Raw genomic sequence first — 22794 nt, 5'->3', positions numbered from 1 at the left:
TTGGTGCTGCTTGTCAGGCGCTGATGGCGACGGGGACTGTCAGCAGGTCGCGCAGGCGCTTCTTGTCGATCTTGCCGACGGCGGTGAGCGGCATGGCCTCGATGAAGCGCACCCGGTCCGGCAGTTTGTAATCCGCAACGCCGAGACCGGCGAGATGCTGGCGGATAGCTGGCGCCTTGAGCGCGGGATTACGCGACACGACGAAGACGCAACTCTTTTCTCCGAGAAGCTCGTCCTGCATCGCCACCAGTGCGGCGTGGGTGATATCGGGATGCCGCAGGATCAGGTTTTCCACCTCCTCCGAAGCGACTTTTTCGCCGCCGCGATTGATCTGATCCTTCACCCGGCCAACGACCCTGAGATAACCTTCGGGCGTGCGCTGCACGACGTCGCCGGAATAATAGAAGCCATCCTTATCGAAGACCCGGGCGCTGTGGTCGGGCGCGCGGTAATAGCCCCGGAACGTATAGGGACCACGGGTCGCCAGCATGCCGGCTTCACCTTCCGGCACGTCGTTGCCGTCCTCGTCGACGATGCGGATCTCGTCGTCCGGGCTGATCGGCCTGCCTTGCGTGGTGAAGACGATATGGTCGGGATCACCGAAGCGAGTGTAGTTCACCAGACCTTCCGCCATGCCGAACACCTGCTGCAGGTCGCAGCCCAAGACCTCAGGCACCTGGCGGGCGAGCGCTTCGGCGAAGCTTGCGCCGCCGACCTGTAGAAGCTTGAGCGACTTCAGCTTTTCGCGATGGGCGGGAGCTGCCTGCAGCCACAGGGCCACCGCCGGCGGCACAAGCGGCACGATATCGACGCCGTGTTTTTCGATGAGGTCGAAGCAGGCAAGCGGCTCGGGATTGGCGGCCATGACCACGGCACCGCCGGCGTGGAACACGCCGAGCGCGCCGGGCGAGCTCATCGGGTAATTATGCGCCACCGGAATGGCGCAGAGGAAACGGGTCTGCGGTGAAAGTTCGCAAATCTCCGCGCTGGCCCGGACGCTGTAGTCATAGTCGTTATGCGTCCGGGGGATCAGTTTCGGCGTTCCGGTGCTGCCGCCGGAAAGCTGGAACAGCGCCACCTCATCGGCGGCGGAAGGGGCGTAAGCCGGAGGATTTTCCGCCGGGGCGGCCAGCTTCTGCTCCAGGCTGCGCTGCGGATCGGTTTCGCCGAGCAGCAGGGTCACGGCAAGCTTTGGAGAGACCGCCTTCAGCGCCTCCACAAATGTGTCATCGACGAAAAGCTCGTGGCCGCGCGAGGCGATCATCAGCTTCGGCGCGATCTGCTCCGCATAGGAGGTCATTTCCAGCCGGCGATGGCTGAAAAGCGCATTGACGGGGGCAGCGCCGATTTTGATGAGCGCGAAAAAGACGAGATAGAACTCGGCTATGTTCGGCAATTGCACCAGCGCCGTATCCCCCCTGCCGATGCCTGCGGCGGAGAGATGTCCAGCCAGATTGGAGGATTGCCTGTCGAGATCGGCATAGCTGAAGCGACGGTCGCCGCAGATCAGCGCCGTCGCATCCGGCCGGCGCTGCACCTGTTCAGCGAGAATGCCGCTCAGCGGCCGGTCGATCCAGTAGCCGCGTTCGCGGTATCGGCGAACGAAATCCTCGGGCCAGCGTTCAAATTCGATTGTCATGGTTTGTCCCTGGAAAAATTAGGCAGAAAGACCGCAGGCGTTCAGCATGGTCTTGAGCTTGGTCTGCACCTCGGCCCATTCTGATTCGGGCTCGGAGGCCTCCACGATGCCGGCGCCGGCGAAGAGCCGCACGGTTTCTCGCTGCACGGTGCCGCAACGGATGGTCACCACCCATTCGCCATTGCCTTCAGAATCCGTCCAGCCGACCATGCCGGTGAAGAGGCCGCGCTCGAAAGGCTCGACGAAGCGGATGAGGCGATGGGCGCGCTCGGTGGGGAAACCGCAGACGGCTGGCGTCGGGTGCAGCAGGCAGGCCAGCTGCAGCGCATTGGTTACCGGATCGGCGAGACGGCCTTCGATGCGGGTCGAAAGATGCCAGAGCGCCGCCGTGCTGATGAGGGAGGGTTTCTCTGGAACATCGAGTTCGGCGCAGACCGGCGAAAGCAGCGAGCGGATATCCTCAATGACGAGGCTATGTTCGTAATGATCCTTTTCAGAAGCCGACAGCCGATCCGCATTGGCCTTGTCCGCTGCCGGATCGACCATGCGTTTTGCCGATCCCGCCAGCGGGTTCGAGATGATGTTCTCGCCCTGCTTGCGGATCAGGAGTTCCGGGCTGACGCCGATCAGGTCGCCGCCATCGGGTAGCGGGATGCGGAACTGGTAACCTTCGCGGTTCTGTTTGGCCAGACTCGCCAGCAATCTTTCGACATTGACCTCGGAGGCGAAAGTCAGTTCACGCATGACGGAAAGCACCGCCTTGCGGACTTCGGAATGGCGGAAATTGACGATGGCATGTTCGACGGCGCGCTTGAAACCGCTCTCGTCCGGCAGGCTGTTCTGGCCGACAAGGGCAGGCATGGCCGAATCGGCGACGATCGGTTCCGCATCCTTGGAGTTCCATTCATAGTTGTATGGAATATACAGGCATGAAGGTTCGCTGACATCGAAGGGGATCGCGCCGATGGCGATGGGGTTCTGCTCGCCCTCCCGCTGCGCACGCTCAAAGGCGCCGGCCAGTGCCTGCTGCAGTGGGCTGGTAATGTCTTCGCCGCCGCGGGCGGGAATCGCTATCTTTTCGCGAATGCCCTTGGCGCGCAATTGCCCGCTGCCGGAAGTAAACAGAAATTCTCTATTAAATTCAGTAATTTCGTCGGATTCGACGTCATTCGTCCTGAGTGCTCCCGTTTTCATGGGATGCCTCCTGTGCGAGTGGTTGACGATGGCTTATACTTGAGTATGCTAATCATGTTTTGTCAACCGGTTCAAATTCACATGCTAAATTTAACCCCCATGCAGGTGGCCTATTGGGTCGGCCGCGAGGCGGATGGAATACTCGGGAAAGTTACGCCGCATCTCTACCTCGAATTCGACGGGCAGGCGGTGGATGTGGAAAAACTGGCCGTTGCCGTGGAAAGGCTCTGCCGGCGTCATCCCATGCTGAGCCTCAGGATCGATGCTGAAGGCCATCAGTCCGTCGATCCTGCCGCCCGGCCGCTCCGTCTCGATGTGGAGGACATGGCCGCGCTCGATTCGGAGGCGCTGGCACGCCGTCTTGAGGCGAAGCGCGAGGACTGGAGCCATCGCCGGGCCGATCTTCGCGTTGCCGCACCGGCGGCGATCTCGCTCAGCCTGTTGCCGGAAGGCCGTTGCCGTCTGCATGTGGACACGGACATGCTGGCCATCGATCCGGCCAGCATGCGGATCGTGATGGAAGACCTTGCCCGCTTTTACGAGACGGCGTCAGGCGCATACGAAACCCGGACTTTCGAATCAGTGAGCCCGTCGTTTTTCGACTGGGCGGAACGTCTCATGTCCGATCCGGACTTGAGGCGCTTGCGCGAAAGGGACCGCCTGTGGTGGCGGCAACGGCTTGCCGATGTTCCGGACGCGCCGCCGCTGCCGTTTCTGTCCGATGCCCCCCCGCGCGCCGTTCACACGGACCGGCTCGCCACGCTGCTTTCAGCGGCCGAGCGTAGCAGCCTGGAGCGGACAGCGCGGCGTTTTTCCGTGACGACATCGACCCTTCTGCTCGGTGTTTTCGCAATGGCGCTGTCGCAGGCGGTGGGGGCGGAAAAATTCCGGCTTTCCGTGCCGGGTTTCTGGCGCGCGCCGCTGGTGGAAAGGGTCGATGAGATCGTCGGCGAATTTTCCAACGTGCTCGTGCTCGGCGTCAATATCAGGCCTGAAGAAACGCTCGAGGCGCTGCTTGGCAGGCTGTTCGATGAGATGAACGGGCTTCTCGCACATCAGTCCTATCCGGGCGTCAGCGTCATGCGCGATCTCTCCCGTCAGCGGGGTGGTTTGCAGACCTCGCCGGTGGTTTTCACCGCGGGGGTCGATCTTCCGGGGGGGGATCTGTTTTCGGAACGGGTCGGGCGGGTGTTCGGTCCGATGGTCCACACCGTCTCGCAGGGGCCGGGGGTAGCGCTGGATGCGCAGGTGGCGGCGGTGGATGGCGGCTTGCTGATCAACTGGGATGTGCGGCTCGATGCGTTGCCGGAAAGCTGGCTGCGCGCTTTGTTCGAAACCTATGTCGCTCTTCTCCGCCGGCTCGCCGAAACCCCCGATCTCGCTTGTGAAAGCGTGGAGCGATTTGTCGCACGGCAGTCGGAAGCGATGGCCAAGGCAAAAGGAAAACCCATGGAACGTCCTCTCTCTCCGCTGCAACAGGCCTATCTGCTCGGGCGCGGCACCCATCTGCCGCTGAGCGGCGTTGCGATGCAGGAGTTTCGCGAATATCGCGGCGATATCGACCCGGAACTGCTGCGGTCGCGGCTTGCCGCGATGGTCGGCAGACATGAAAGCCTGCGCACCCGCATCGACGAGCGACGCCTGGTCCAGATCGTCTCCGACGAAGCGAAGATCAATCTCGATCTCGTCGATCTTTCAGCCCTGTCTCTTCCGCAAGCCGAGGCAAGGATCGACGCGGTGCGACGGGACTTCTCCCATGCACATTTTGATCTCGCCGCCTCTCCATGGCAGGTCACTGTGTTTCTTATGCCGGATGCAGGACCGACGGGGCATAAGATCGTGGTATTTCTGCGTTTCGACGCGCTTATCCTTGACGGGCGGGCCATTGCGAGCCTCGCGGCGGAACTCTTCGATGGTGTCGTGCCGCCGGAATCCCCCGCTACGATCGGAACGCCGAAGGAGGATATCTCGGCGGCCCGCGTCAGGGATGCCGCCTATTGGGTTGAAAAGTTGAAAGATGCCGAGGTGCCCTCGCAACTGCCGTGGAAAGCACCGCTCGAAACCATTCCCACCTCGCGTTACAGCCGCCAGAGCGTGATCGTGGAAAAACAGCACTTCACCGCCTTTTCACGCATCGGTGCGAAAGAGCGGCTGTTCAAGAATTCGGCGCTGACGGCTGTCATCCTCGATGTGCTCTCGCTCTGGCTCAACGAAGGTGCGCTCGTCGTCGGCATTCCCGTCGCGCCGCAGGTGGAGGGTGCCTTCGCCAACCGCTCCAGCTTCATCGCCGTCCAATGGGATGCGGCCAAGAACAGGTTTGCGGAGCGGGCGGCGGGTCTCCAGACGGATGTGCTGGAAGGGCTGAACCATCTCGCCTTTTCGGGTATCGATCTCAATCGTGTGCTTCTCAATGCCAATCCGGGCGGGCTCGCCTTGCCGGTGGTGATTACCAACGGTCTGACCTGGCCGACGCTTTCATCCGGCTCGACGATGCAATGGACCGGCGGGCTTACGCAGACACCGCAGGTGGCGCTGGATTTCCGCTTTTCGCAGAATCCGCAGGGCGATCTCGTGCTCGATATGGACTATGCCGAGCAGGCGATCGATGCGGCGACGGTGGCGGATATTCTCGCGGCAATCGAGCGCGCGATTGCCGGGATCGCCAATAGCGGCGCTTTCTCCGTCAATGCACGCGACATTGTCGAGCTGTCTCACTATCGGCTGAACGGCGACGAAGAAAACTTCGTCTGCCCGCCATTTCTGGAACGGCTCGCCGGCCATCTTTTCGAGGGCGACCCGTCGTGCACGGCGCTCGTCAGCGGCAGGCGGCGCATCGCTTATGGCGAACTCGGTCAGATGGTGGCAGGGGCGATGGCGGGCCTTAAGGCGCGCGGCATCGGGCGTGGCGATGTCGTTGCTGTGTGCCTTCCACGCAGCCCGGACCATACGGCTATCACGCTCGCCGCAGCGCTGATGGGTGCGGTCTGGGTGCCTGTCGATGCCGGCTCGCCGGAAGATCGCCTGCGCTATCTGCTGACCAATTGCCGCCCGGCGATCATCGTCGCCCGCAGCGTTCCGCAGGGTTTCGACGCCGTCGATCCGGCGGAGCTTATGTCCGCGCCCGCACCGGCTGGCGCACCCGTTACAATGGCGGAGGTGGCGGCGCTTTCCCAAAGCGAGGAGCCCGCCTATTATCTCTACACGTCGGGCACGACTGGCAAACCTAAATGCGTCGTGCTTTCCAACCGCGCAACGGCAAATGTCATCGGCAGCACGCTTGCGGAATGGGCGGTGACGGACAGCGATGTGTTCATCTCCGTCACGCCGCTGCATCACGACATGTCCGTCTTCGATGTTTTCGGCGCGCTCGTCGCAGGGGCGACGCTGGTGTTGCCGGAACCGGGCGAGGAAAAGGATGCGGTGCGCTGGAACGAGCTGGTGGCCGAACATGGCGTCACGCTCTGGTGCTCGGTGCCGGCCATCCTCGAAATGCTTCTCTCCTGCCGCCGTGGTGACCAGCTCTCATCGCTGCGGCTCGTGGCGCAGGGTGGCGATTACATCAAGCCGATGATCATCGAAGAGCTTCGCAGGCTGAAGCCCGACCTGCGGCTGATATCGCTCGGTGGACCGACGGAAACGACGATCTGGAGCATCTGGCACGAGATCGTTGCGGAAGATGTGGCGGCCGTGCCCTATGGCCACCCTCTGCCCGCCAATCGATATTTCGTCCTCAACGATCAGGGCGGCCATTGCCCGGCCGGTGTCGTCGGCCGCATCCATACGGCCGGCGTGAATGTGGCAATCGGCTATCTCGAAGATGGCGCGATTTCCCAGACGGATTTCGTGACGGTTGCCGATCCGGAAGGAAACCCCGTGCGGGCCTTCCGCACCGGAGACCGGGGCCGTTACCGGCCGGATGGCAAGATCATGTTTGCCAGCCGCGTCAATGGTTACGTCAAGGTGCGCGGCGTGCGCGTTTCTTTGCCGGATGTGGAAAACGAGCTTATCCGCCATCCTTCCATCCAGCGGGTTCTGGTGGTGGATTACGGCGTCGAACAGAAGGGCGAGGCGGCTATCGGCGTGCTTTACGTCGTTGCACCGGGCCTTGAACTCTCGACCGCCGATCTGCGCAATTTTGCACGGAGCCATCTGCCGGAATCGCATGTGCCCGGCCGGTTTCTCAAGGTCGACGATCTGCCGCTTTCGGCCAATGGCAAGCCGGATCGCCGTCGCGCCCGTGAATTGCTGAACGGTGCTATGGAGCCGGCAAAAATCTCCGCCCCTGCGGCTCCTGCCGTCGATCAAGGCGACCGCCGGGTGCTGGATATCTATCTCGGCGTGCTGGGTAAAAAACCGGCGAATGTGGATGCGAACAGCGACCTGTTGGCGCTCGGTCTTCTGCCTTCGCATCTGAAAATCGTCTCGGCTGAAATCCGCACTGCCTTCGGCGTGGACTTGACACCGCAGCAGCTTTTGCGGTGCCGCAACGCCAGACAGGTGACTTCGCTGCTGGCCGCCCGGGCGGTGTGAACCCAATCATTTCGGGTGGCACTTCGCGCCCGATAACGGAAATTGTGCAAGGAAAAACAGATGGCGCATATCGATCCTGCCGGCGGCTGGCTTCCACTGACGCAGCCGCAACTCGATTTCTGGGAGGAGTTTTCCTTCCATCCCGACGAGCCGGTTTCCACCGTCGCCCATTACATCGATCTTTCCGGTGCGGTGAATGAAAGCGCGCTCCTCCAGGCGATCAAACGCACCGTGCGCGAATCCGAAGTCCTGTCGATCCGTTTCCGCATCGGCGACGATGGCGAGACGCCACAGCAACGCTGTGATCCAAGCCATGCCCCGGTGGTGGAGCTCGTCGATCTCCGTGGCGATTCCGCTCCTCTGGAAGAGGCGCTGCGGCGCATGAACGCGGATGTGGAAGCAAGGCTCGATCTCAGAACCGACAGGCTTTCGGCGCAGCTACTCTACCGTATCGCCGATGACCGCTATCTCTGGTACATCCGCGCCCATCATATTGTTGTTGATGGTTATGGCCTGACGTTGGTCGAACAGCGTTGCGGCCAGCTTTACGGGCACTATTGTGGCAAGGGCGAAGCGGGTCCGGATTTCCACCCCTTCGGCGATTTCCTTGCCGAAGAGGAAGCTTACAAGCAAAGCCGGCGTTTTGAAAAGGACCGCGATTTCTGGGCGGCCTATCTTGCCGCACCCGCCGATCTGCCGGTGCTGGACAAGGATTGCGAGGACTATGGCGGCGGCGGCCTGCATACGGATGCGGCCTTGCCGCAGGGGTTCAGCACACGGTTGCAACAGGTGGCGGGCGCAATGGAGATCGGCTGGCCGGACCTTCTGGTGCTGCTTTCCGGACTTTATCTCCACCGTGTTCTGCCGCGGCCGGACTGCGATGTGCTGACCTTGTGGTTGCCTTTCATGAGCCGCTGGGGCAGCGTCGGCGCGCATATGCCGGCCATGCTCGTCAATATTTTGCCCTTCCATCTCACCATCGAACCGGGGGAGAGCCTCGGCGCATTTTTGACGCGCAACGCCGCCAATCTGCGAAAGCAGCGCCTGCATGGCCGCTACCGCATCGAGCAGATCGCCGCCGACCGCGAAATCCCGAAGGGTCGGCGCTTCTTCTTCTCGCCGCTCATCAATGTCCTGCCCTTCAGTGCGCCGGTCTTTGCCGGGCTTACCGTTATCAGGCACATCCTTGCCAATGGTCCCGGCGACGGGTTCAACCTGACCTTCCGTGGCGAGGATGACGGCAGCGAGTTGAACCTGCATATCGATGCGGATTCAGCGCTGACGCAAGCGGAGGATTTCGCCCGCTACCGCGAGGAGTTGCCATTGTTCCTCGATGCCATGCTGCGCGAGGAGGCGCTGACGCTTGCGGCGGCTCAGGTGTCCACGGCATTGCGTCTGGCGGTTTGAGGGCAGACAACGGACTTTGTCAACAATCTGAACCCGGCTCTGCGACGCAAAGCCGGGTTTTCGTTGCCCCAAGTCCAGCTCAGGCGAGTGTCGTCAACACACGGTTCGAAGCGCCGTTTTCAGCGAAACGGCCAAAGATGCGGCTGGTGGTGTGGCGCAGCCGCTCGACATCGTCAGGGCCGTAGCGGTCCGAACGGTAGCTCATCAAGACGCGAATGGAACGCTCGCCGCCGATCGTCTCTTCCATCACCTCGAATTGCAGCCCCAGCATGGATTCATGCTTGTCGGGGTCGATCTGGCGGAACTCCACCGGCTTGCCATCCGGCCCGGCAAGGGTGCCGTTCAGCTTGTTCTTGGCGTGAATCTGGATGAAGACCTCGAACAGATGGTCGCGGCCGGGTGTCATGCCCAGTGCCTCCTCGACGAGATCGATCGGGATTTCGCTATGCTCCAGCGAGCCGTTGATGGTGTTCTTCACCGAAGAAATCAGGTCGCCGACGGTCATGGTCTCGCCGAAACGCACGCGATGGGCGACAACCGTGGTGAAATAGCCGATCGTATCGAAATAGCCGCTATCGGTGCGGCCCGAAGCCGAGGTGCCGACCACGAGATCGCTCAGCCCGCCGAGATGGCGCAGCGATGCGGCGATGGCGGCATAGACCACGTTGAACAGCGAGGCGCTGTTCTGCTTGGCAATGGCGTAAAGCCCGTCGCTAACATGTTTTTCCAGCTTGAACTCGATCCAGCCGCCTGCCGGTGCTTCGTCCTGCGATGCCGCGTGCGGCGTGCCGCCCTGTCCGGTGAGGGTAAGGCCTTTTGGCGCATCCCGCAGCATATCGGTCCAATAGGCAAGGTGGCCAGCATTGACGCCTGACGCGACCTGTTTTCTCGCAAATTCATGGAAAGGTGCCGGCTTGGTGGCAAAGATCGGAGCCTTGCCCGCCGCCCTTGCCCGGTAGGCCTCGGTCAGCTCGTCCATCATCAGGTTCACAGACCATTCGTCGAGCACGATGTGATGGAAGAGGAAGGAAAGCACCTGGCGGCCGGTCTGCGCATCGCGCAGGAAACGCAGCCGCATCGGCAGTTCGCGCGCAAGATCGAAGCGCCAGCCGGCTTCCGCGTGCCGGTCCACACCTTGGCTTTCTTCGCTGGTCCAGAACCATTTGTAACCGGGCAGGTCGTGCATCGGCACGATCTTCTGCAGAACTGTATCTTCTTCGACGTAGAAATGGGTCCGCAGGCCGGGATGGCGCTCGATAATGTCGAGGAAGGCGCATTCGAAGGCATTCTCATCCACGGGATCGAGGAAATCGAGCGCGAAGGGAATGTTGAAGATTTCGCCGAAACCGAAGGCGGCATAGGCCTTCCAGAGCGACATCTGCGCCAGCGAAAGCGGTGCGGTGAGCGAGCCACTCGCCGTTGCCTGCGCCTGCGCGGGTGCTGCGGTTTCGAGCCGGGTCGCCTGTCTTGCGAGAGAGGCGGCGGTCGGGTAGCTGAACAGGTCGTTGAAGCGCAGTTCGATGCCGTGATTGCTCAGAAGACGTCCGATGATGCGCGTCGCAATCAGCGAATGGCCGCCGAAATCGAAGAAATCGTCATCCGGCCCCATCTCGGGCGAGACGAGCGCTTCACGGAATTCCGCAAGGATCGTTGCGACGGTGTCGTCGTCGTTCTCACCGGAAGCAGCGGGCGAAAGGGTCGCCTGCTGCGGTGTCGCCGCGGCGTTTTGAGGGACGATGCCGGAAAAATCCGCCCCGCCTTCGAGATGGCTGACGAAACGCTCCAGCAGGAAGGCCGTCGCATGCGGCGACGTCTCCCTGCCGCCTGTCAATTCGAGGCGGATATCGCCGGCGGCTGTCGGACCGGCGGCAAGCGTCAGGCCGAGACCGGATTGCAGGGAGGGCAGGGGCAGGTGCTCAAACTGGAGCCCATGCTCCGATGTGGCCTGAACGGGTGTCGCAAGCGCGTGCAGCGTGAAGGTGGCAGTTCCGCCTTCATTGTCGTTTCGCTGCTCCAGACCGGACAGCACGGCTTTTTCAGCTTGTTCGGGTGATTGGTCGCGCGAGACAGCTACCCGTGCCGCAGCCTCGGCTGACATCGGCATTGAAGTGCCGACGCCGGGCTGCAGGCGCAGGGTCACTGTCTCGGGACCGCCGGTTTTTGCCAGGAAAAGGGCAAAACGCGATCCGGCGCGGGCCAGAAGCGCGTTCGTCGCCGTGGAGCTGTTGAGGCCGAGCTGGGTGGCGGGAAGATCGACGCCGTGGCTGTGGCTCACCGGCCTGTCGATCCCGTTTTGCCGCAGCGCCACGACGGTCGAGCCGGAGGCCGGACGTTGCAGCCAGTGGAGCGGAAGCGGGTCGACGCTGTCACTTTCGACCGCGCGCGGCGAAAGCGGCTTAGGCGCTTCCCCGGCGTAGGCGGCGGAAATACCTTCCAGCAGGATTTGCGGCGAGAGGACTTCGCCGAGCAGGCCGTGGACCAGAAAAGCCAGCAGGATTTCTCCCTCGCTTAAAAGCACGACGGCCTGAAACGGCGGATCGGTTTCGGCATCGAAGGGCCTTGCCTGCAGGTCGTGCAGCAAGGTCAGGGCCTCGCCCGCCGATGGAACATGCAGCAGTTGCACGATGGATGCGGACGGGGCTTCGATGCTCTTCGCCAGAGTGCCGTCCTCGCCGAAGGCAAAGCGTGCACGAAGCTCGGGCCAGACCTCGCAAACCGTCTTCAGCGCCGAGGTCAGACGCAGCAGATCGCACTCTTCACCGATGCGATAGGCGAGAAGGGCGCGGAAGACCTGATCGGGATCCTGAAACTGCTCGAACCAGACCCGTTCTTCGTATTGGCTCGGCGGGGCTGCATCCCCCCTGTCGAAACTCTCTTCGATGCGACGTGCGAGCATACGCGTATTGTCTGCTGCCATGGTCCTCTCCTTGGAATATACGGGAATCGCGCTCCGGCGCGAAACGTGCTGTGTCGTGGGATCAGCGTCCCGCGCGCGACCGTTCGATGAGCGCCTGCCATGCGGCAAGCGTGGGCCGCCGGGTCAGATCCTCATAATCGAGCCGTGTTCCGGCAAGCTGTGAAAGCGGCGACATCAGCCGCATGAGGGCAAGCGAATGAAGCCCGCGACCGAACAGGTTGTCCTCCGGTTCGATGTCGCGCACCTCATCGTCGAGAACCCTGGCGATAAGGGCCTTGAGTTCCGTCATCATCGTTTCCGCCTCCGGCATGGCGTCCGCCGCGATTACCGGTTCATTCATCGAAATGATCGTGAACGCCGCTGGCGCCGCGCCGCCAGTAACCGGAAGCGCGGGTCCATTTTGGGTTGGCGCCGAATTCTTCAACCAGAAGGGCGCGAACCTCCTTAGCAGCCTTCGATTCGCAGGCGACCCAGCTGAAGAAATCGCCCTTCGGCAGGTCGAGCTTGCGCAGAGCGCCCACCAGCGCGTCGTGGTCGGTTCCGTTCTCCGTCTTCTGTGTCACCCAGACGATAGACGCATCCGCCTTCGTCGTGAGCTCCAGCCGGTCGGCATCCGTCTCGACCTCGATCAGCGCCACGACGCGGGTGCCTTCAGGCATTTCCTCCAGCCGCCGCGCCAGCGCCGGAAGGCCGGTATCGTCGGCGATCAGCAGGTGCCAGTCGTAGGTGAAGGGAACGGTGAAAGAGCCGCGCGGACCGGCGATCCACGCTTTGTCACCCGCTTTGGCGGCTTTCGCCCAATTGCTGGCGGGGCCGTCGTGATGGGTGGCGAAATCGATGGCGAGTTCGCCTTTTTCGGCATCGAAGCTGCGCGGCGTGTAGTCACGCGCCAGTGGGCGCGGCGCGCCTTGCGGGAACTCAATGCCGTTCGGGCCGATCACCGGCAGGCTCGGTTCGGTTTCACCGGGCTGGGGGAAGAACATCTTGACGTGGTCGTCAAAACCGAGGCTCACAAAGCCCTCCAGTTCCGGCCCGGTCAGGACGATGCGGACCATGGACCGGCTGAGCTTTTCGACGCGCGCGACATTGAGTGCGCGCAGCGCGACGGCGTGGCGATGGCGTTTTGGCGTGCGGTCCGGTGCTGCGGAACCTATCGTTTCTGGCATGCTCATGCTCTTGTCTTTCCTGGGATATTGCCGATGGGGTCGGCGGTTTCGCTGTCCCGGGTCGGCGGGCCGGACGATCGCGCGTTGGAATTTTCCGGCGAGCGATCCGGCCTTGTTGCGTCAAGATACGCGAACCATAACAGGCGGTTTCCGCTGTCGCAATATAACTTTCTCTAGAAACTCAAGTTTATATCACTCCAGGTTTTTGCTGAATTGCCGCTGGCCGATCAGCGGCGGCTGGCCCAGCTTTCCACTTCATCCAATGTGTGCAGGGCGCTCGGAATGGAAGGCGTCGTGACCCTGGTGGAATCGAGGAAAACGATCCTTTTCTCGCGTGCGGGTTTTACGAAACGCTCCCAGCCGGGAATGATCTTTTCAAGGGCGGCGCGCGTTCCGGCCTCACCGCGGGCGGGGCTGGTATAGCTGTTCATCACCACCAGCAGGTCGGGATTGAGCTTGCCGAAGGCATCGGCGCTGAGCGGCATCATCAGGGTCGAGCCCATTCCGCCCGAAGAGGCGGCGTTGTCGATCTTCAGGCGGGTATATCCCAGATCCTCCAGCGCCTGCACCGCGCCGGACATGTCACCCACCGCATTGATCTGGTCGGTCAGCAGGATCGCGAGATAGGTCTTGCCCTTGATATCGTCGCCCAGCGTCTTTTTGACCGTGGCAAGCTTCGTGTCATAGGTCTTCCGGCGCTCTGCAAAGACATCGCTTCGCCCGACCAGACCCGCAAGATCCTCCTCCACGCTGAAGCCATAGGCTTTGCCGGCGCTTGCCTTTTGCAGATAGACGGGTGCGACGGTGGAAAGCTGTTCGGCCTTGCCGCCATCCATTTCCGTGGCGACGATCAGGTCCGGTTGCAGCGCCCGCAGCTTCTCGAGATCGATCTGGCCGACAGCGCCGAAACCCTTCGGTTTCGTGCGGCCTTCACCGAGAACGGTGTCGACGAAATCGACGGCGGTGGCGAATTTGCCGTCGCTGTTGCGGCCATAGGCGCCAACCACATTGGCGCCGAGATCCATCAGCGGCACGCCGAGCAGCGGCTCGTGCATGACGACGATACGCTGCGGCTTTTCCGGAACGGAGACGGTGCGGCCGGCGGCATCGGTCACGCTGCGCTCGGCGGCGAGACTCGTTCCGGCGGCCAGAAGTGCGGCGATGAGGATGGCAATTCGCATGGCATTCCCTTTATTTAATGTCTTCAGTGGCTATCGGTTCTGCGCAGCGCCTGTAGGCGCAGCGTGAGGATGAAAAGCGGCACGCCGATCAGCGTCAGCGCAAGGCCGATCGGCATTGGTGTATCGGCGACAAGCCCGCGCGACAGCGTATCGGCGGTGACGACCAGAATGCCGCCGGTCAGCCCCGACAGGAAAAGCCTGGCGCGGCCGACGGCGGGCGAAACGAAAGTGGCGAGATGCGGGGCGATGACACCGAGAAAGGTCAGCGGGCCAACCGCTGTAACGGAGGAAGCGCTGAGGATCACCGCAAAAACAATGACGAGCGGACGCGAGTGCCTGACCGTTTCCCCGAGTGCCATGGCCATTTCATTTCCGAGATCGAAGACGGCAAGTGCGCGCCCGATGAGGAAAATGCCGGCAAGGCTTGCGGCAAAGAGCGGCGCGAAAACGGTGATGGTCGGCCAGCTTGCCTGAAACAGCGAACCCGCCATCCAGTCGGCCAGCGACAGCGAGGTTTCCGCCGGCGTATAGAGCAGAAGCACCGAGGAGACGGAGGAGAGCGCCGATTCAATTGCAATGCCCATCAGCAATATGGCAAGGCCGCTTGAGCGTTCCCGCCCGACGAGCGCGATGAGAAGGAAGGCGACAGCCAGACCGCCCCCGACCGCCGCAAGCGCCACCAGCGTCTTGGGGGCCGTCGGCACCAGCACCAGAAGCAGCATGATGGTGGTCATCGACCCCTGGCTCAGACCGAACAGGCCGGGATCGGCGAGCGGATTGCGGGCGACGGATTGCAGCATCGCGCCCGCCAGCGCCACGCTCCAGCCGGCCATGAAACCGATGAGGATCCGCGGCAGCCGCACCGTCCACAGCGCATAGGCCTGATCGTCGCCGAGACGCCCGCCTACCAATCCGCGCAGGAGATCGGCGAGGCCCGTTTCGGTATTGCCGAGGCTGACGGACAGGGCGGCCAGCGCCAGTGCCAGCACCATCAGCGCAAGGCCGGCTTTCAGATTGCCGATGCCGATCTGCAAGCCGCCCGGCAGCCTGAGCACGGCTTTGCCGTCGGTGGCGAAATGCCGTTTCATGACAGCCCCCTTGCCGAAGGCGACAGATAGAAGCGCTTGACGATGACGATGAAGACGAGGCCGCCGAGCAGGTCCATGAACAGCCCGGTATTGACCACATAGGGTGCAAAAAGGGTTTGCGCGCCAAGATCGGCCAGCACGCAGAGGCCCGCGCCGACAAGCGCGGAGGCCGGCAGGGCAAGCGTGAAATTCACGCCGACCAGCGGCCGGATCATATGTGGCACGATGAGACCGACGAAACCGATGGGGCCGCAGATCGCCACCGCCGAACCCGAGGCCAGCATGGTGGCGAAGAGCGCGACCCGGGAAATGCGCGTGACATTCACACCGGCGGAAGCGGCCTTTTCGGTGCCCAGCAGAACCAGCGTCAGTGGCCGGGCGATCGCCCACAACATGACGAGCGCAATCGCACCGATCCACCAGAAATCAGTGAGCCGCTCGGCATAGACGTGGTTGATATTGCCGCCTACCCAGCTGAGGAACTCGGCACGGCGTGTGGGGTTGGAAAGAAGAAGGGCGTTGGTCACGCCGATCAGCAGCATGGAAACCAGCGCGCCGGAAAGGATGAGCGACAGGCCGCGCGGATCGTTTGCCCGCCCGGCGAGACGCGCGACGACGAAGCAGGCGGCAAAACCGAAGCCAGCGCCAACAAGCGCCGCAAGGCCCTGTATTTCCGGAGAGACATCGAACACCAGCGCGCCGGCAATCACAAAGAGCGTCGCGCCGGCATTCAGTCCCAAGGTAGAGGGCGAGGCGAGGGGATTGCGTGCAAGCCCCTGCAGCACACAGCCGCTGACGGCCGTCGTCGCCCCCACATAGATCGCAATCAACGAGCGTGGGATCTGCTGATAGAGAAGCACCGACTGCTCATAGGTATCGGCCTCGCCGCGCCAGAGCGTCGCCACGATTTCGGCCGGCGGCATGTCGCCAGACATGACCAGCAGATTGATGGCGAGGATGGCGGCCAGCAGCAGCGCGGCGGCGAAAATCAGCGTTATTTTCGGGGTCATGCCGGAATGGCCTGTTCCTGCCGCTCCAGCCGGGGCACGCAGATGAGCCGCCCCTGCCGGGAGAAGATATCGGCTTCGAGATCGAAGACCTCGGCGACATTTTCGGGCGTGACCGTTCTTTCCACCGGCCCCGACGCCACAACCCGCCCGGCTTTCAGCATGATGACATCGTCGGCGAAAGTGGCGGCGAGGTTGAGATCGTGCAGCACGACGATGACGGTCTTGCCATGCCTGTCCGACAGTTCGCGCACGAGGCCGAGAACGGCATATTGATATTTCATGTCGAGATGATTGACCGGCTCGTCCATCAGGATCACGTCCGTATCCTGCGCCAGCACCATGGCGATGAAGGCGCGCTGGCGCTGGCCGCCGGACAGCGTGTTGACCTGCGCTTTCGCCTTGTCTTCCAGCCCGACGGTCTTCAGCGCCTCGGCAAAAAGCGCGCGGTCGCGTTCGGTCGGTCCGCCCGCAAGCCCGTAACGGGCGTAACCGGCAAGCTCGATCAGCTCACCGAGCGTCATATAGTCAGGGCAATGGCACTCCTGCGGCAGATAGGCGACGCGCCGCGCCAGTTTCCGGCGTCCGATCTCGCCGATCGAGCGCTCGCCAAGTCTTATTGCCCCCGACGACAAAGGCACGAAACCCATGATGGTCTTCAACAGCGTCGACTTGCCGCAGCCATTGGGGCCGACCAGCGCGGTGACGCGGCCTGCTCTGAAACGGGCGGAAAGCCCCCGCAGGACGGAAACATGTCCATAGCTGGCGTGAAGGTCCGTGGCGTCAAGCACCGGATACAACTCCTGTTATTCATGCGCCCATGCGTCGAGACGCCGCACGGTCGTTATAAGTATTTGAATTTCAATATCGAACCCGTGGAAAAAGCATTTCTTCCCGGCGGGCGCGACGGTGTGGTCTTGAAGCGACACTAAACTATAGTAAAACTCTCCACAAATCGAAATTTGCCGATTCAACGCGCGGATTTCCTGCCGGTTATTTCAGTCGAGGTGCATCATGTCAGTCACAGCCAAGCTTCATGTCGGCATGTCGCTGGCCCCAACATGGCTCAGCGGCGAAGCCTGGCGGCGCGCGGACAGCGATATAAGCGGGGTGTTTTCCAGCGATTATTTTGTGGATCTGGCGCAGCGCGCGGAAGCCGCGCATGTGGATTTCGTGTTTCGGCCGGATACGCTTTTTCTGCGCACCGAGGGGCTGGAGACCGGCGGCGGATTTGCCAGCATGGACCCGACCATGCTTCTTGCGGCCATTGCACGGGAAACCAGCCATGTCGGGTTGTTGTCCACCGTTTCGACCACATTTCTGCCGCCCTATGTGGTCGCCCGCCAGATCCAGTCGCTGAACTGGCTGAGCAATGGCAGGGCGGGGTGGAATATCGTCACGGCGCTTGACGGGCACGAAAATTTCGGTCTGACAGAGATGCCTTCGCCGCAGGAGCGTTACGAGCGCGCCGCCGAATTCACGCAGGTGGTGAAAGCGCTATGGGCGAGTTTTCCGAACGAAGCTCTCAAACTCGACCGGGAAAGCGGGCGGTTCGCCGATTCTTCGCTGGTGCATCCGGTGGCGCATGAGGGCAGGCATTTCAGCGTCAAAGGCCCGCTCAACCTGCCGGCCCATGCCAGCCGTATTCCGCTCGTGCAGGCGGGCGCCTCTCCCCAGGGCCGCGATTTCGCTTCGTCGGTGGCCGATGCTGTCTTTGCCTCCACACCGGACATGCAGGCGGCCATCGAACTCAGGGCGGATTTGCGGCGGCGTGCCGAGGGCCACGGCCGCAACCCCGACGGGGTGAAGATGATGCCGGGCCTCAGCCTCTATCTGGCGGAGACCGGCAGGGAGGCGCTGGAACTCTTTACGGAGACCCACGCCCGCGCCAACCGCTCCCGCGCCTTTGCCTCCATTCGCGATATGACGGGTCTTGATCTCACGGACTGGCCGCTCACGCGGATCGTTACCGCCTCCGACCTGCCGCCGCCGCCCGAGACACCGCGAAGCCGCACCCATGCCGGCCTGCTGCGCCGGCTGATCGAGCGGGAGACGCTGAGTGTTGCGGAATTATTGCGGCGTCCGGAAGTGATGGGGTCGGGCCATTGGCAGATCATCGGCACCGTTGAAGATGCCTTTGAGGCCATCCGTGAATGGGCGGCTGCCGGGGCGATCGACGGTTTCGTCGCGGTGCCCGGAGGTTCGGTGGCGTCCATGCGGCTGGTGCTGGAGCGGCTGTTGCCGAAGCTCGCCGATGCCGGGCTTTTCCGCACGGCCTATTCCGGCCGCACCTTTGCGGAACATCTGGCCGAATAGGCTTACGCGCCGCCGGATTCGGCCGTCGCCTGTCCGGCGGCTTCGATCAGCCGGGAAAAATGCCGTTCGGTCTCAGCGGTTGCGACAAAGGATACGGTGGTGACGACACAACAGAGTTCGCCCTGTGCGTCGAAAACCGGCGCGGCCTTGCCTGTCAGGGCGGAGAACAGATGTTCATTGAGTTCCGCGCCACCCGCTTCACGGATGGTTTCCAGAATGCCGGCATCGGGACGGGAGCCGCGAAAAGCGGCCGGTTGCAACCTGCGCACGGCGGCGATCCTGTCCGGCGGCAGGTAGGCCTGGAAAACCAGCCCGCAGGCGCTGTTGTCGAGCGGCAGAACATCGCCGAGCGCCACGGTGCTGATGGAAAAGCTAGCGCTTCTCGCCCATCGCACCACGGTCGGGCCGCGTTCGGTCCAGATTGCCACGCCGCAGCTGGCGCCGATCCTGGAGGCAAGCGCATTCATCTGGCGGCCGGCGGTTTCGACCGGATTGATTCGCCTGAGCGCGCTGATGCCTATTCCGAGCGCCGCGGGTCCGAGATCGTAACTACCGCTTGCGGGATCCTGTATCACTAGTCCTTCCCGCACGAGGCTCTGCATATAGCGATGCGCGGTGGAGCGGCCGGTGCCGGCGCGTTTGGCCAGTTCGCCCAGGGCAAGCGCCGTATCCGATCTGGCAAGCAGATTGAGAAAACGCGCCGCGATCGACACTGACTGAATGAGGGCCGAGCGCTTTTCGCCCTCGTTTTCCGGCAGATTGTCCGTATCGTCATCCATGGCGTTCAAGCCCGTTCCCCCGTTTTGTTGAGCATGCCTAACGCATCGGGGCGGAAATCGGAATCGATTTCTGCGGACGGAATTATGCTGTTCCCTTTCGAAACGCTGCGGGTGCACAAGCGGCGGCGGGTAAACTTTGTTGTAAATATGGCACATCCCGTTACGGAAGCCTTTTTTGTCCGCAATACAGAACGCATTCTCTATTGCGAAACGGATAACGCTTCCGTTACTTGAATATGACTTTAATACTCATGTTTATTAGGGGTTTGTGATGGGGTTCAGTTCTAACGGTCGTTTGATGAGCGGGGTCAGCGCTCTGACGCTGGCGACATTATTTGTGACGCCGGTTCTCGGTCAGGATCAGCAGGCTGATGCGGTGGGCACCACCGTCTTGAAGCCGATCGTGGTGACCGGTGAAAAAGTGGCGCGCGACATGAAGAACACGGCGTCGTCCGTCTCTGTCAAATCCGCCGAGGAAATCAGAAAAGAAAAGACCGGCGACCCGACCGTATCGGAAGCGATCAAGGATATTCCGAACGTCGTCTACACCGACAATGTCAGCGCCCCGATCATTCGCGGTCTGGATACGCAGGGCCCGAATACGGGCGCGACGGCATTTTTCGCCGGCACCGTGCCACGCGCCACCATCAATGTGGACGGCCACTATCTCGGTTATAACGAATTCATCTATGGCGCGACTTCCATCTGGGACGTTGAAAGCATCGAAGTTTTCCGCGGCCCGCAGACCACCTCGCAGGGCGCCAACGCCATTGCCGGCGCGATCGTCGTCAACACGAAGGATCCGACATTCACGCCGGAAGCCTCCTATCAGGCGGAAATCGGGAATTACCACCAGAAGCGGGCCTCATTTGCGCTTTCGGGTCCGCTCGTCGAGGATCAGCTGGCGGCGCGTCTGGCGGTTGATTATTCCGGCCGCGACACTTTCATCGACTATATCAATTCGGGATTCGCGCATGCGGGCACGGATCAGGACTTCAAGGAGTTCAACGCGCGTTTCAAGCTTCTGTGGGAACCGCCGGAGATTCCCGGGCTGACGACCAAGCTTACCTATTCCTATAATGCCGCCAACCGACCGAGCCAGGAAGCGGCGTCGCGTCCTTTCGAGGATCTCAATCACGTCACCACCACCATGCCAAGCTGGAGCCAGAACACCCACACCGGTATTCTCGACATCAATTATGATTTCGAGAACGGCGTGAAACTCTTCAACCAGACGCAGTTCTCCGCTTCGGACGCCAGACGCCGGGTTGGTGTCGTGAACAACGGCGATGCGGATATCGACCAGACGAACGCTTCTCACGAAACACGCGTGACCTTCGGTGACCAGGAAGACGTGCTGAGCGGTGTCGCGGGTATTTATTACGCGCATAGTCAGGCTGACGAGCTTCTTCGACTTACAGGGCGATTTAACAATAGTCTTTCGACGTTCGACGACACCAAGGACAATCTCGGCATCTTCAGCGAGCTGAGCTATCGTCTTACGGACCAGTGGACACTGACCGGCGGCCTGCGTTACCAGACCGACCGCATCCAGCGTTCGGGTCGCTCGGTTTATTCAGCCCGTGCGGTGGATTTTGACGAGACCTTTTCCGAACTGCTGCCCAAGGCATCTCTCGCTTATGCGATCAATGACGACTGGACCGTCGGCGGCATGATCAGCCGTGGTTATAATCCCGGCGGTATTTCGCTGAACATCTCGTCGGGACAATGGTTGCCGTTCGAGAAGGAAACCATATGGAATTACGAGCTTTATACACGTGCGAAAATGCTGGATGACCGGCTGACGCTCAACGGCAACCTGTTCTACATGGACTACAAGAACGCCCAGTACAATATTCCGGTCGTCATCTCATCCGGCATCACCCAGTCCTACACCATCAATGCGCAGAAGGCGCATGCTTATGGTCTGGAACTCGGCGCCGACTATCAGGTTCTCGACAATCTGACGCTGAAGGCGAGCGCGGGCGTGCTGAAGACCGAGATTGATGAGATTTCCAGCAATAACAGCTATGCCGGAAATGAATTCGCGAAATCGCCCGGCTTCATGTTCAGCGTCGGCGCGAGTTGGGATGTGACAGACAAGTTCACCGTCTCGGGACAGGTGCGCCATATTGACGGCTATTATTCCGACACGGCCAATACGGCTGCCTATGCCATCGATCCCTATACGATCGCCGATGTGCGCGCGAGCTACAGGTTCCAGGAAGAGATGGAGGTTTATGCCTATGTCAAGAACATCTTCGACGAGCGTGCGCCCACCTATATGCAGCAGAACCGCGGCATTGGCGGCATCGAGGCCAGCATGACCGAACCGCGCATGTTCGGCGTCGGTATTCGCGGCACGTTCTGAGCGATTGCCGGATTTGAAAGCAAAAGGCCTTCGAAGTGATCTTCGAAGGCCTTTTTTTGATGAAACGACGCGGAGAAAGCCTTAGAAAAACGCCTGAATGCCCGTCTGCGCCCTGCCGAGGATCAGCGCGTGGACGTCATGGGTCCCCTCATAGGTGTTGACCGTCTCTAGGTTCTGGGCGTGGCGCATGACGTGATATTCGATCTGGATGCCGTTGCCGCCATGCATGTCGCGCGCCTGGCGGGCGATATCCAGCGCCTTGCCGCAATTGTTGCGCTTGACGATGGAGATCATTTCCGGCGCCATCTTGTGTTCGTCCATCAGTTGGCCGACGCGCAGCGACGCCTGAAGGCCGAGCGCGATTTCGGTCTGCATGTCGGCGAGCTTCTTCTGGTAAAGCTGCATGCCGGCGAGCGGCTTGCCGAACTGCTTGCGGTCGAGACCATATTGCCGGGCGCGGAACCAGCAATCTTCCGCCGCACCCATGACACCCCAGGAAATGCCGTAACGCGCACGGTTGAGGCAGCCGAACGGGCCTTTCAGGCCAGAAACATTGGGCAGCAGCGCGTCTTCGCCCACTTCCACACCGTCCAGAACGATCTCGCCGGTGATGGAGGCGCGCAGCGACAGCTTGCCGCCGATCTTGGGCGCCGAGAGGCCCTTCATGCCCTTTTCGAGCACGAAGCCCCTGATCTGATTGTCATGGGCTTCCGATTTCGCCCAGACGACGAAGACATCGGCGATTGGCGCGTTGGAAATCCACATTTTCGAACCGCGCAGGCGATAGCCACCGGCAATCTTTTCAGCCCGGGTCTTCATGCCACCGGGATCGGAGCCGGCATCCGGCTCGGTGAGGCCGAAACAGCCGATCAGCTCGCCGGAGACGAGGCCGGGCAGATATTTCTTCTTCTGCTCGTCCGAGCCATAGGCGAAGATCGGATGGATGACGAGCGAGGACTGCACGCTCATCATAGAGCGGTATCCGCTGTCGATCCGCTCAACTTCACGGGCGACGAGACCATAGGCCACGTAACTTGCATTGGCCGCGCCGTATTCTTCCGGCAGGGTGACGCCGAGAAGGCCGGTGCGGCCCATCAGGCGGAACAGTTCCGGTTCGGTGGTCTCGGAAAGATAGGCTTCGGAGACACGCGGCAAGAGTTCTGATTTGCCGAAGGCGGCCGCGGCGTCGCGGATCATCC

General features: G+C 61.7%; 15 protein-coding genes. 4 read left to right on the top strand and 11 right to left on the bottom strand.

Going from position 1 to position 22794, the window contains the following annotated elements; genetic code table 11:
• Positions 1-13: 13 nt before the first annotated feature.
• Positions 14-1639: a (2,3-dihydroxybenzoyl)adenylate synthase gene (locus BS627_RS15715; protein WP_077984110.1), complete on the bottom strand. Its 1626-nt coding sequence runs from the start codon at positions 1637-1639 to the stop codon at positions 14-16.
• Positions 1640-1657: 18 nt separating this feature from the next.
• Positions 1658-2833, bottom strand: coding sequence for an isochorismate synthase (locus tag BS627_RS15710; RefSeq protein WP_077984109.1), 1176 nt, complete (start codon positions 2831-2833; stop codon positions 1658-1660).
• 81 nt (positions 2834-2914) lie between these two features.
• On the opposite strand from BS627_RS15710, the gene BS627_RS15705 reads away from it, so the two are divergent.
• Both BS627_RS15705 and BS627_RS15700 read left to right on the top strand, forming a co-directional pair.
• Positions 2915-7363, top strand: coding sequence for an amino acid adenylation domain-containing protein (locus BS627_RS15705; RefSeq protein ID WP_077984108.1), 4449 nt, complete (start codon positions 2915-2917; stop codon positions 7361-7363).
• A gap of 60 nt (positions 7364-7423) precedes the next feature.
• A complete protein-coding gene (locus BS627_RS15700; RefSeq protein WP_077984107.1) occupies positions 7424-8770 on the top strand; it encodes a condensation domain-containing protein in 1347 nt (448 codons plus the stop codon).
• 79 nt (positions 8771-8849) lie between these two features.
• On the opposite strand, the gene BS627_RS15695 is transcribed toward BS627_RS15700, so the two are convergent.
• The 7 genes from BS627_RS15695 to BS627_RS15665 all read right to left on the bottom strand — a co-directional run bounded on the left by BS627_RS15695 (position 8850) and on the right by BS627_RS15665 (position 16929).
• Positions 8850-11687 carry a condensation domain-containing protein gene (locus BS627_RS15695; RefSeq protein ID WP_077984106.1) on the bottom strand — a complete coding sequence of 946 codons (2838 nt, stop codon included), beginning with the start codon at positions 11685-11687 and terminating at the stop codon, positions 8850-8852.
• A gap of 61 nt (positions 11688-11748) precedes the next feature.
• Entirely contained in the window at positions 11749-12027 is a 279-nt protein-coding gene (locus BS627_RS15690) for a phosphopantetheine-binding protein (protein WP_077984105.1), read from the bottom strand.
• On the bottom strand, positions 12020-12859 hold the full coding sequence (locus BS627_RS15685; RefSeq protein ID WP_077984104.1) for a siderophore-interacting protein: 840 nt from the start codon (positions 12857-12859) through the stop codon (positions 12020-12022). Before BS627_RS15685 ends, BS627_RS15690 begins: the two co-directional genes overlap by 8 nt.
• Before the next feature lie 221 nt (positions 12860-13080).
• A complete protein-coding gene (locus tag BS627_RS15680; RefSeq protein ID WP_077984103.1) occupies positions 13081-14034 on the bottom strand; it encodes an ABC transporter substrate-binding protein in 954 nt (317 codons plus the stop codon).
• 23 nt (positions 14035-14057) lie between these two features.
• Positions 14058-15122 carry a FecCD family ABC transporter permease gene (locus BS627_RS15675; RefSeq protein WP_077984102.1) on the bottom strand — a complete coding sequence of 355 codons (1065 nt, stop codon included), beginning with the start codon at positions 15120-15122 and terminating at the stop codon, positions 14058-14060.
• Positions 15119-16132, bottom strand: coding sequence for a FecCD family ABC transporter permease (locus BS627_RS15670; protein ID WP_077984101.1), 1014 nt, complete (start codon positions 16130-16132; stop codon positions 15119-15121). Before BS627_RS15670 ends, BS627_RS15675 begins: the two co-directional genes overlap by 4 nt.
• Positions 16129-16929 carry an ABC transporter ATP-binding protein gene (locus tag BS627_RS15665; RefSeq protein WP_077984100.1) on the bottom strand — a complete coding sequence of 267 codons (801 nt, stop codon included), beginning with the start codon at positions 16927-16929 and terminating at the stop codon, positions 16129-16131. The genes BS627_RS15670 and BS627_RS15665 overlap by 4 nt, the downstream gene beginning before the upstream one ends.
• A gap of 214 nt (positions 16930-17143) precedes the next feature.
• Here BS627_RS15665 and BS627_RS15660 point away from each other — a divergent pair, with 214 nt between their 5' ends.
• Positions 17144-18445: an NtaA/DmoA family FMN-dependent monooxygenase gene (locus BS627_RS15660; protein ID WP_077984099.1), complete on the top strand. Its 1302-nt coding sequence runs from the start codon at positions 17144-17146 to the stop codon at positions 18443-18445.
• A gap of 2 nt (positions 18446-18447) precedes the next feature.
• Here BS627_RS15660 and BS627_RS15655 read toward each other — a convergent pair whose 3' ends face one another.
• Complete coding sequence (locus BS627_RS15655; RefSeq protein WP_077984098.1) at positions 18448-19224, bottom strand: IclR family transcriptional regulator; 777 nt, start codon at positions 19222-19224, stop codon at positions 18448-18450.
• Between the two features lie 271 nt (positions 19225-19495).
• Here BS627_RS15655 and BS627_RS15650 point away from each other — a divergent pair, with 271 nt between their 5' ends.
• On the top strand, positions 19496-21595 hold the full coding sequence (locus BS627_RS15650) for a TonB-dependent receptor (RefSeq protein ID WP_077984097.1): 2100 nt from the start codon (positions 19496-19498) through the stop codon (positions 21593-21595).
• An 81-nt stretch (positions 21596-21676) separates the two neighbouring features.
• Here BS627_RS15650 and BS627_RS15645 read toward each other — a convergent pair whose 3' ends face one another.
• Positions 21677-22792, bottom strand: coding sequence for an acyl-CoA dehydrogenase (locus tag BS627_RS15645; protein ID WP_236760909.1), 1116 nt, complete (start codon positions 22790-22792; stop codon positions 21677-21679).
• Between the last annotated feature and the right edge of the window lie 2 nt (positions 22793-22794).

This window comes from Agrobacterium salinitolerans (assembly GCF_002008225.1).
Classification (GTDB): Bacteria; Pseudomonadota; Alphaproteobacteria; order Rhizobiales; family Rhizobiaceae; genus Agrobacterium; species Agrobacterium salinitolerans.
Note: the sequence above shows the minus strand (reverse complement) of the source record. Positions and strands in the feature narration are given on the sequence as shown.

Excerpts from the sequence above, each read along its gene's own strand:
- BS627_RS15695 (WP_077984106.1), bottom strand. The coding sequence starts at position 11,687 with ATGGCAGCAGACAATACGCGTATGCTCGCACGTCGCATCGAAGAGAGT.
- BS627_RS15670 (WP_077984101.1), bottom strand. The coding sequence starts at position 16,132 with ATGACCCCGAAAATAACGCTGATTTTCGCCGCCGCGCTGCTGCTGGCC.
- BS627_RS15700 (WP_077984107.1), top strand. The coding sequence starts at position 7,424 with ATGGCGCATATCGATCCTGCCGGCGGCTGGCTTCCACTGACGCAGCCG.
- BS627_RS15655 (WP_077984098.1), bottom strand. The coding sequence starts at position 19,224 with ATGGATGACGATACGGACAATCTGCCGGAAAACGAGGGCGAAAAGCGC.
- BS627_RS15650 (WP_077984097.1), top strand. The coding sequence starts at position 19,496 with ATGGGGTTCAGTTCTAACGGTCGTTTGATGAGCGGGGTCAGCGCTCTG.
- BS627_RS15685 (WP_077984104.1), bottom strand. The coding sequence starts at position 12,859 with ATGAGCATGCCAGAAACGATAGGTTCCGCAGCACCGGACCGCACGCCA.
- BS627_RS15660 (WP_077984099.1), top strand. The coding sequence starts at position 17,144 with ATGTCAGTCACAGCCAAGCTTCATGTCGGCATGTCGCTGGCCCCAACA.
- BS627_RS15675 (WP_077984102.1), bottom strand. The coding sequence starts at position 15,122 with ATGAAACGGCATTTCGCCACCGACGGCAAAGCCGTGCTCAGGCTGCCG.
- BS627_RS15690 (WP_077984105.1), bottom strand. The coding sequence starts at position 12,027 with ATGAATGAACCGGTAATCGCGGCGGACGCCATGCCGGAGGCGGAAACG.
- BS627_RS15680 (WP_077984103.1), bottom strand. The coding sequence starts at position 14,034 with ATGCGAATTGCCATCCTCATCGCCGCACTTCTGGCCGCCGGAACGAGT.
- BS627_RS15705 (WP_077984108.1), top strand. The coding sequence starts at position 2,915 with ATGCTAAATTTAACCCCCATGCAGGTGGCCTATTGGGTCGGCCGCGAG.
- BS627_RS15645 (WP_236760909.1), bottom strand. The coding sequence starts at position 22,792 with ATGATCCGCGACGCCGCGGCCGCCTTCGGCAAATCAGAACTCTTGCCG.
- BS627_RS15715 (WP_077984110.1), bottom strand. The coding sequence starts at position 1,639 with ATGACAATCGAATTTGAACGCTGGCCCGAGGATTTCGTTCGCCGATAC.
- BS627_RS15710 (WP_077984109.1), bottom strand. The coding sequence starts at position 2,833 with ATGAAAACGGGAGCACTCAGGACGAATGACGTCGAATCCGACGAAATT.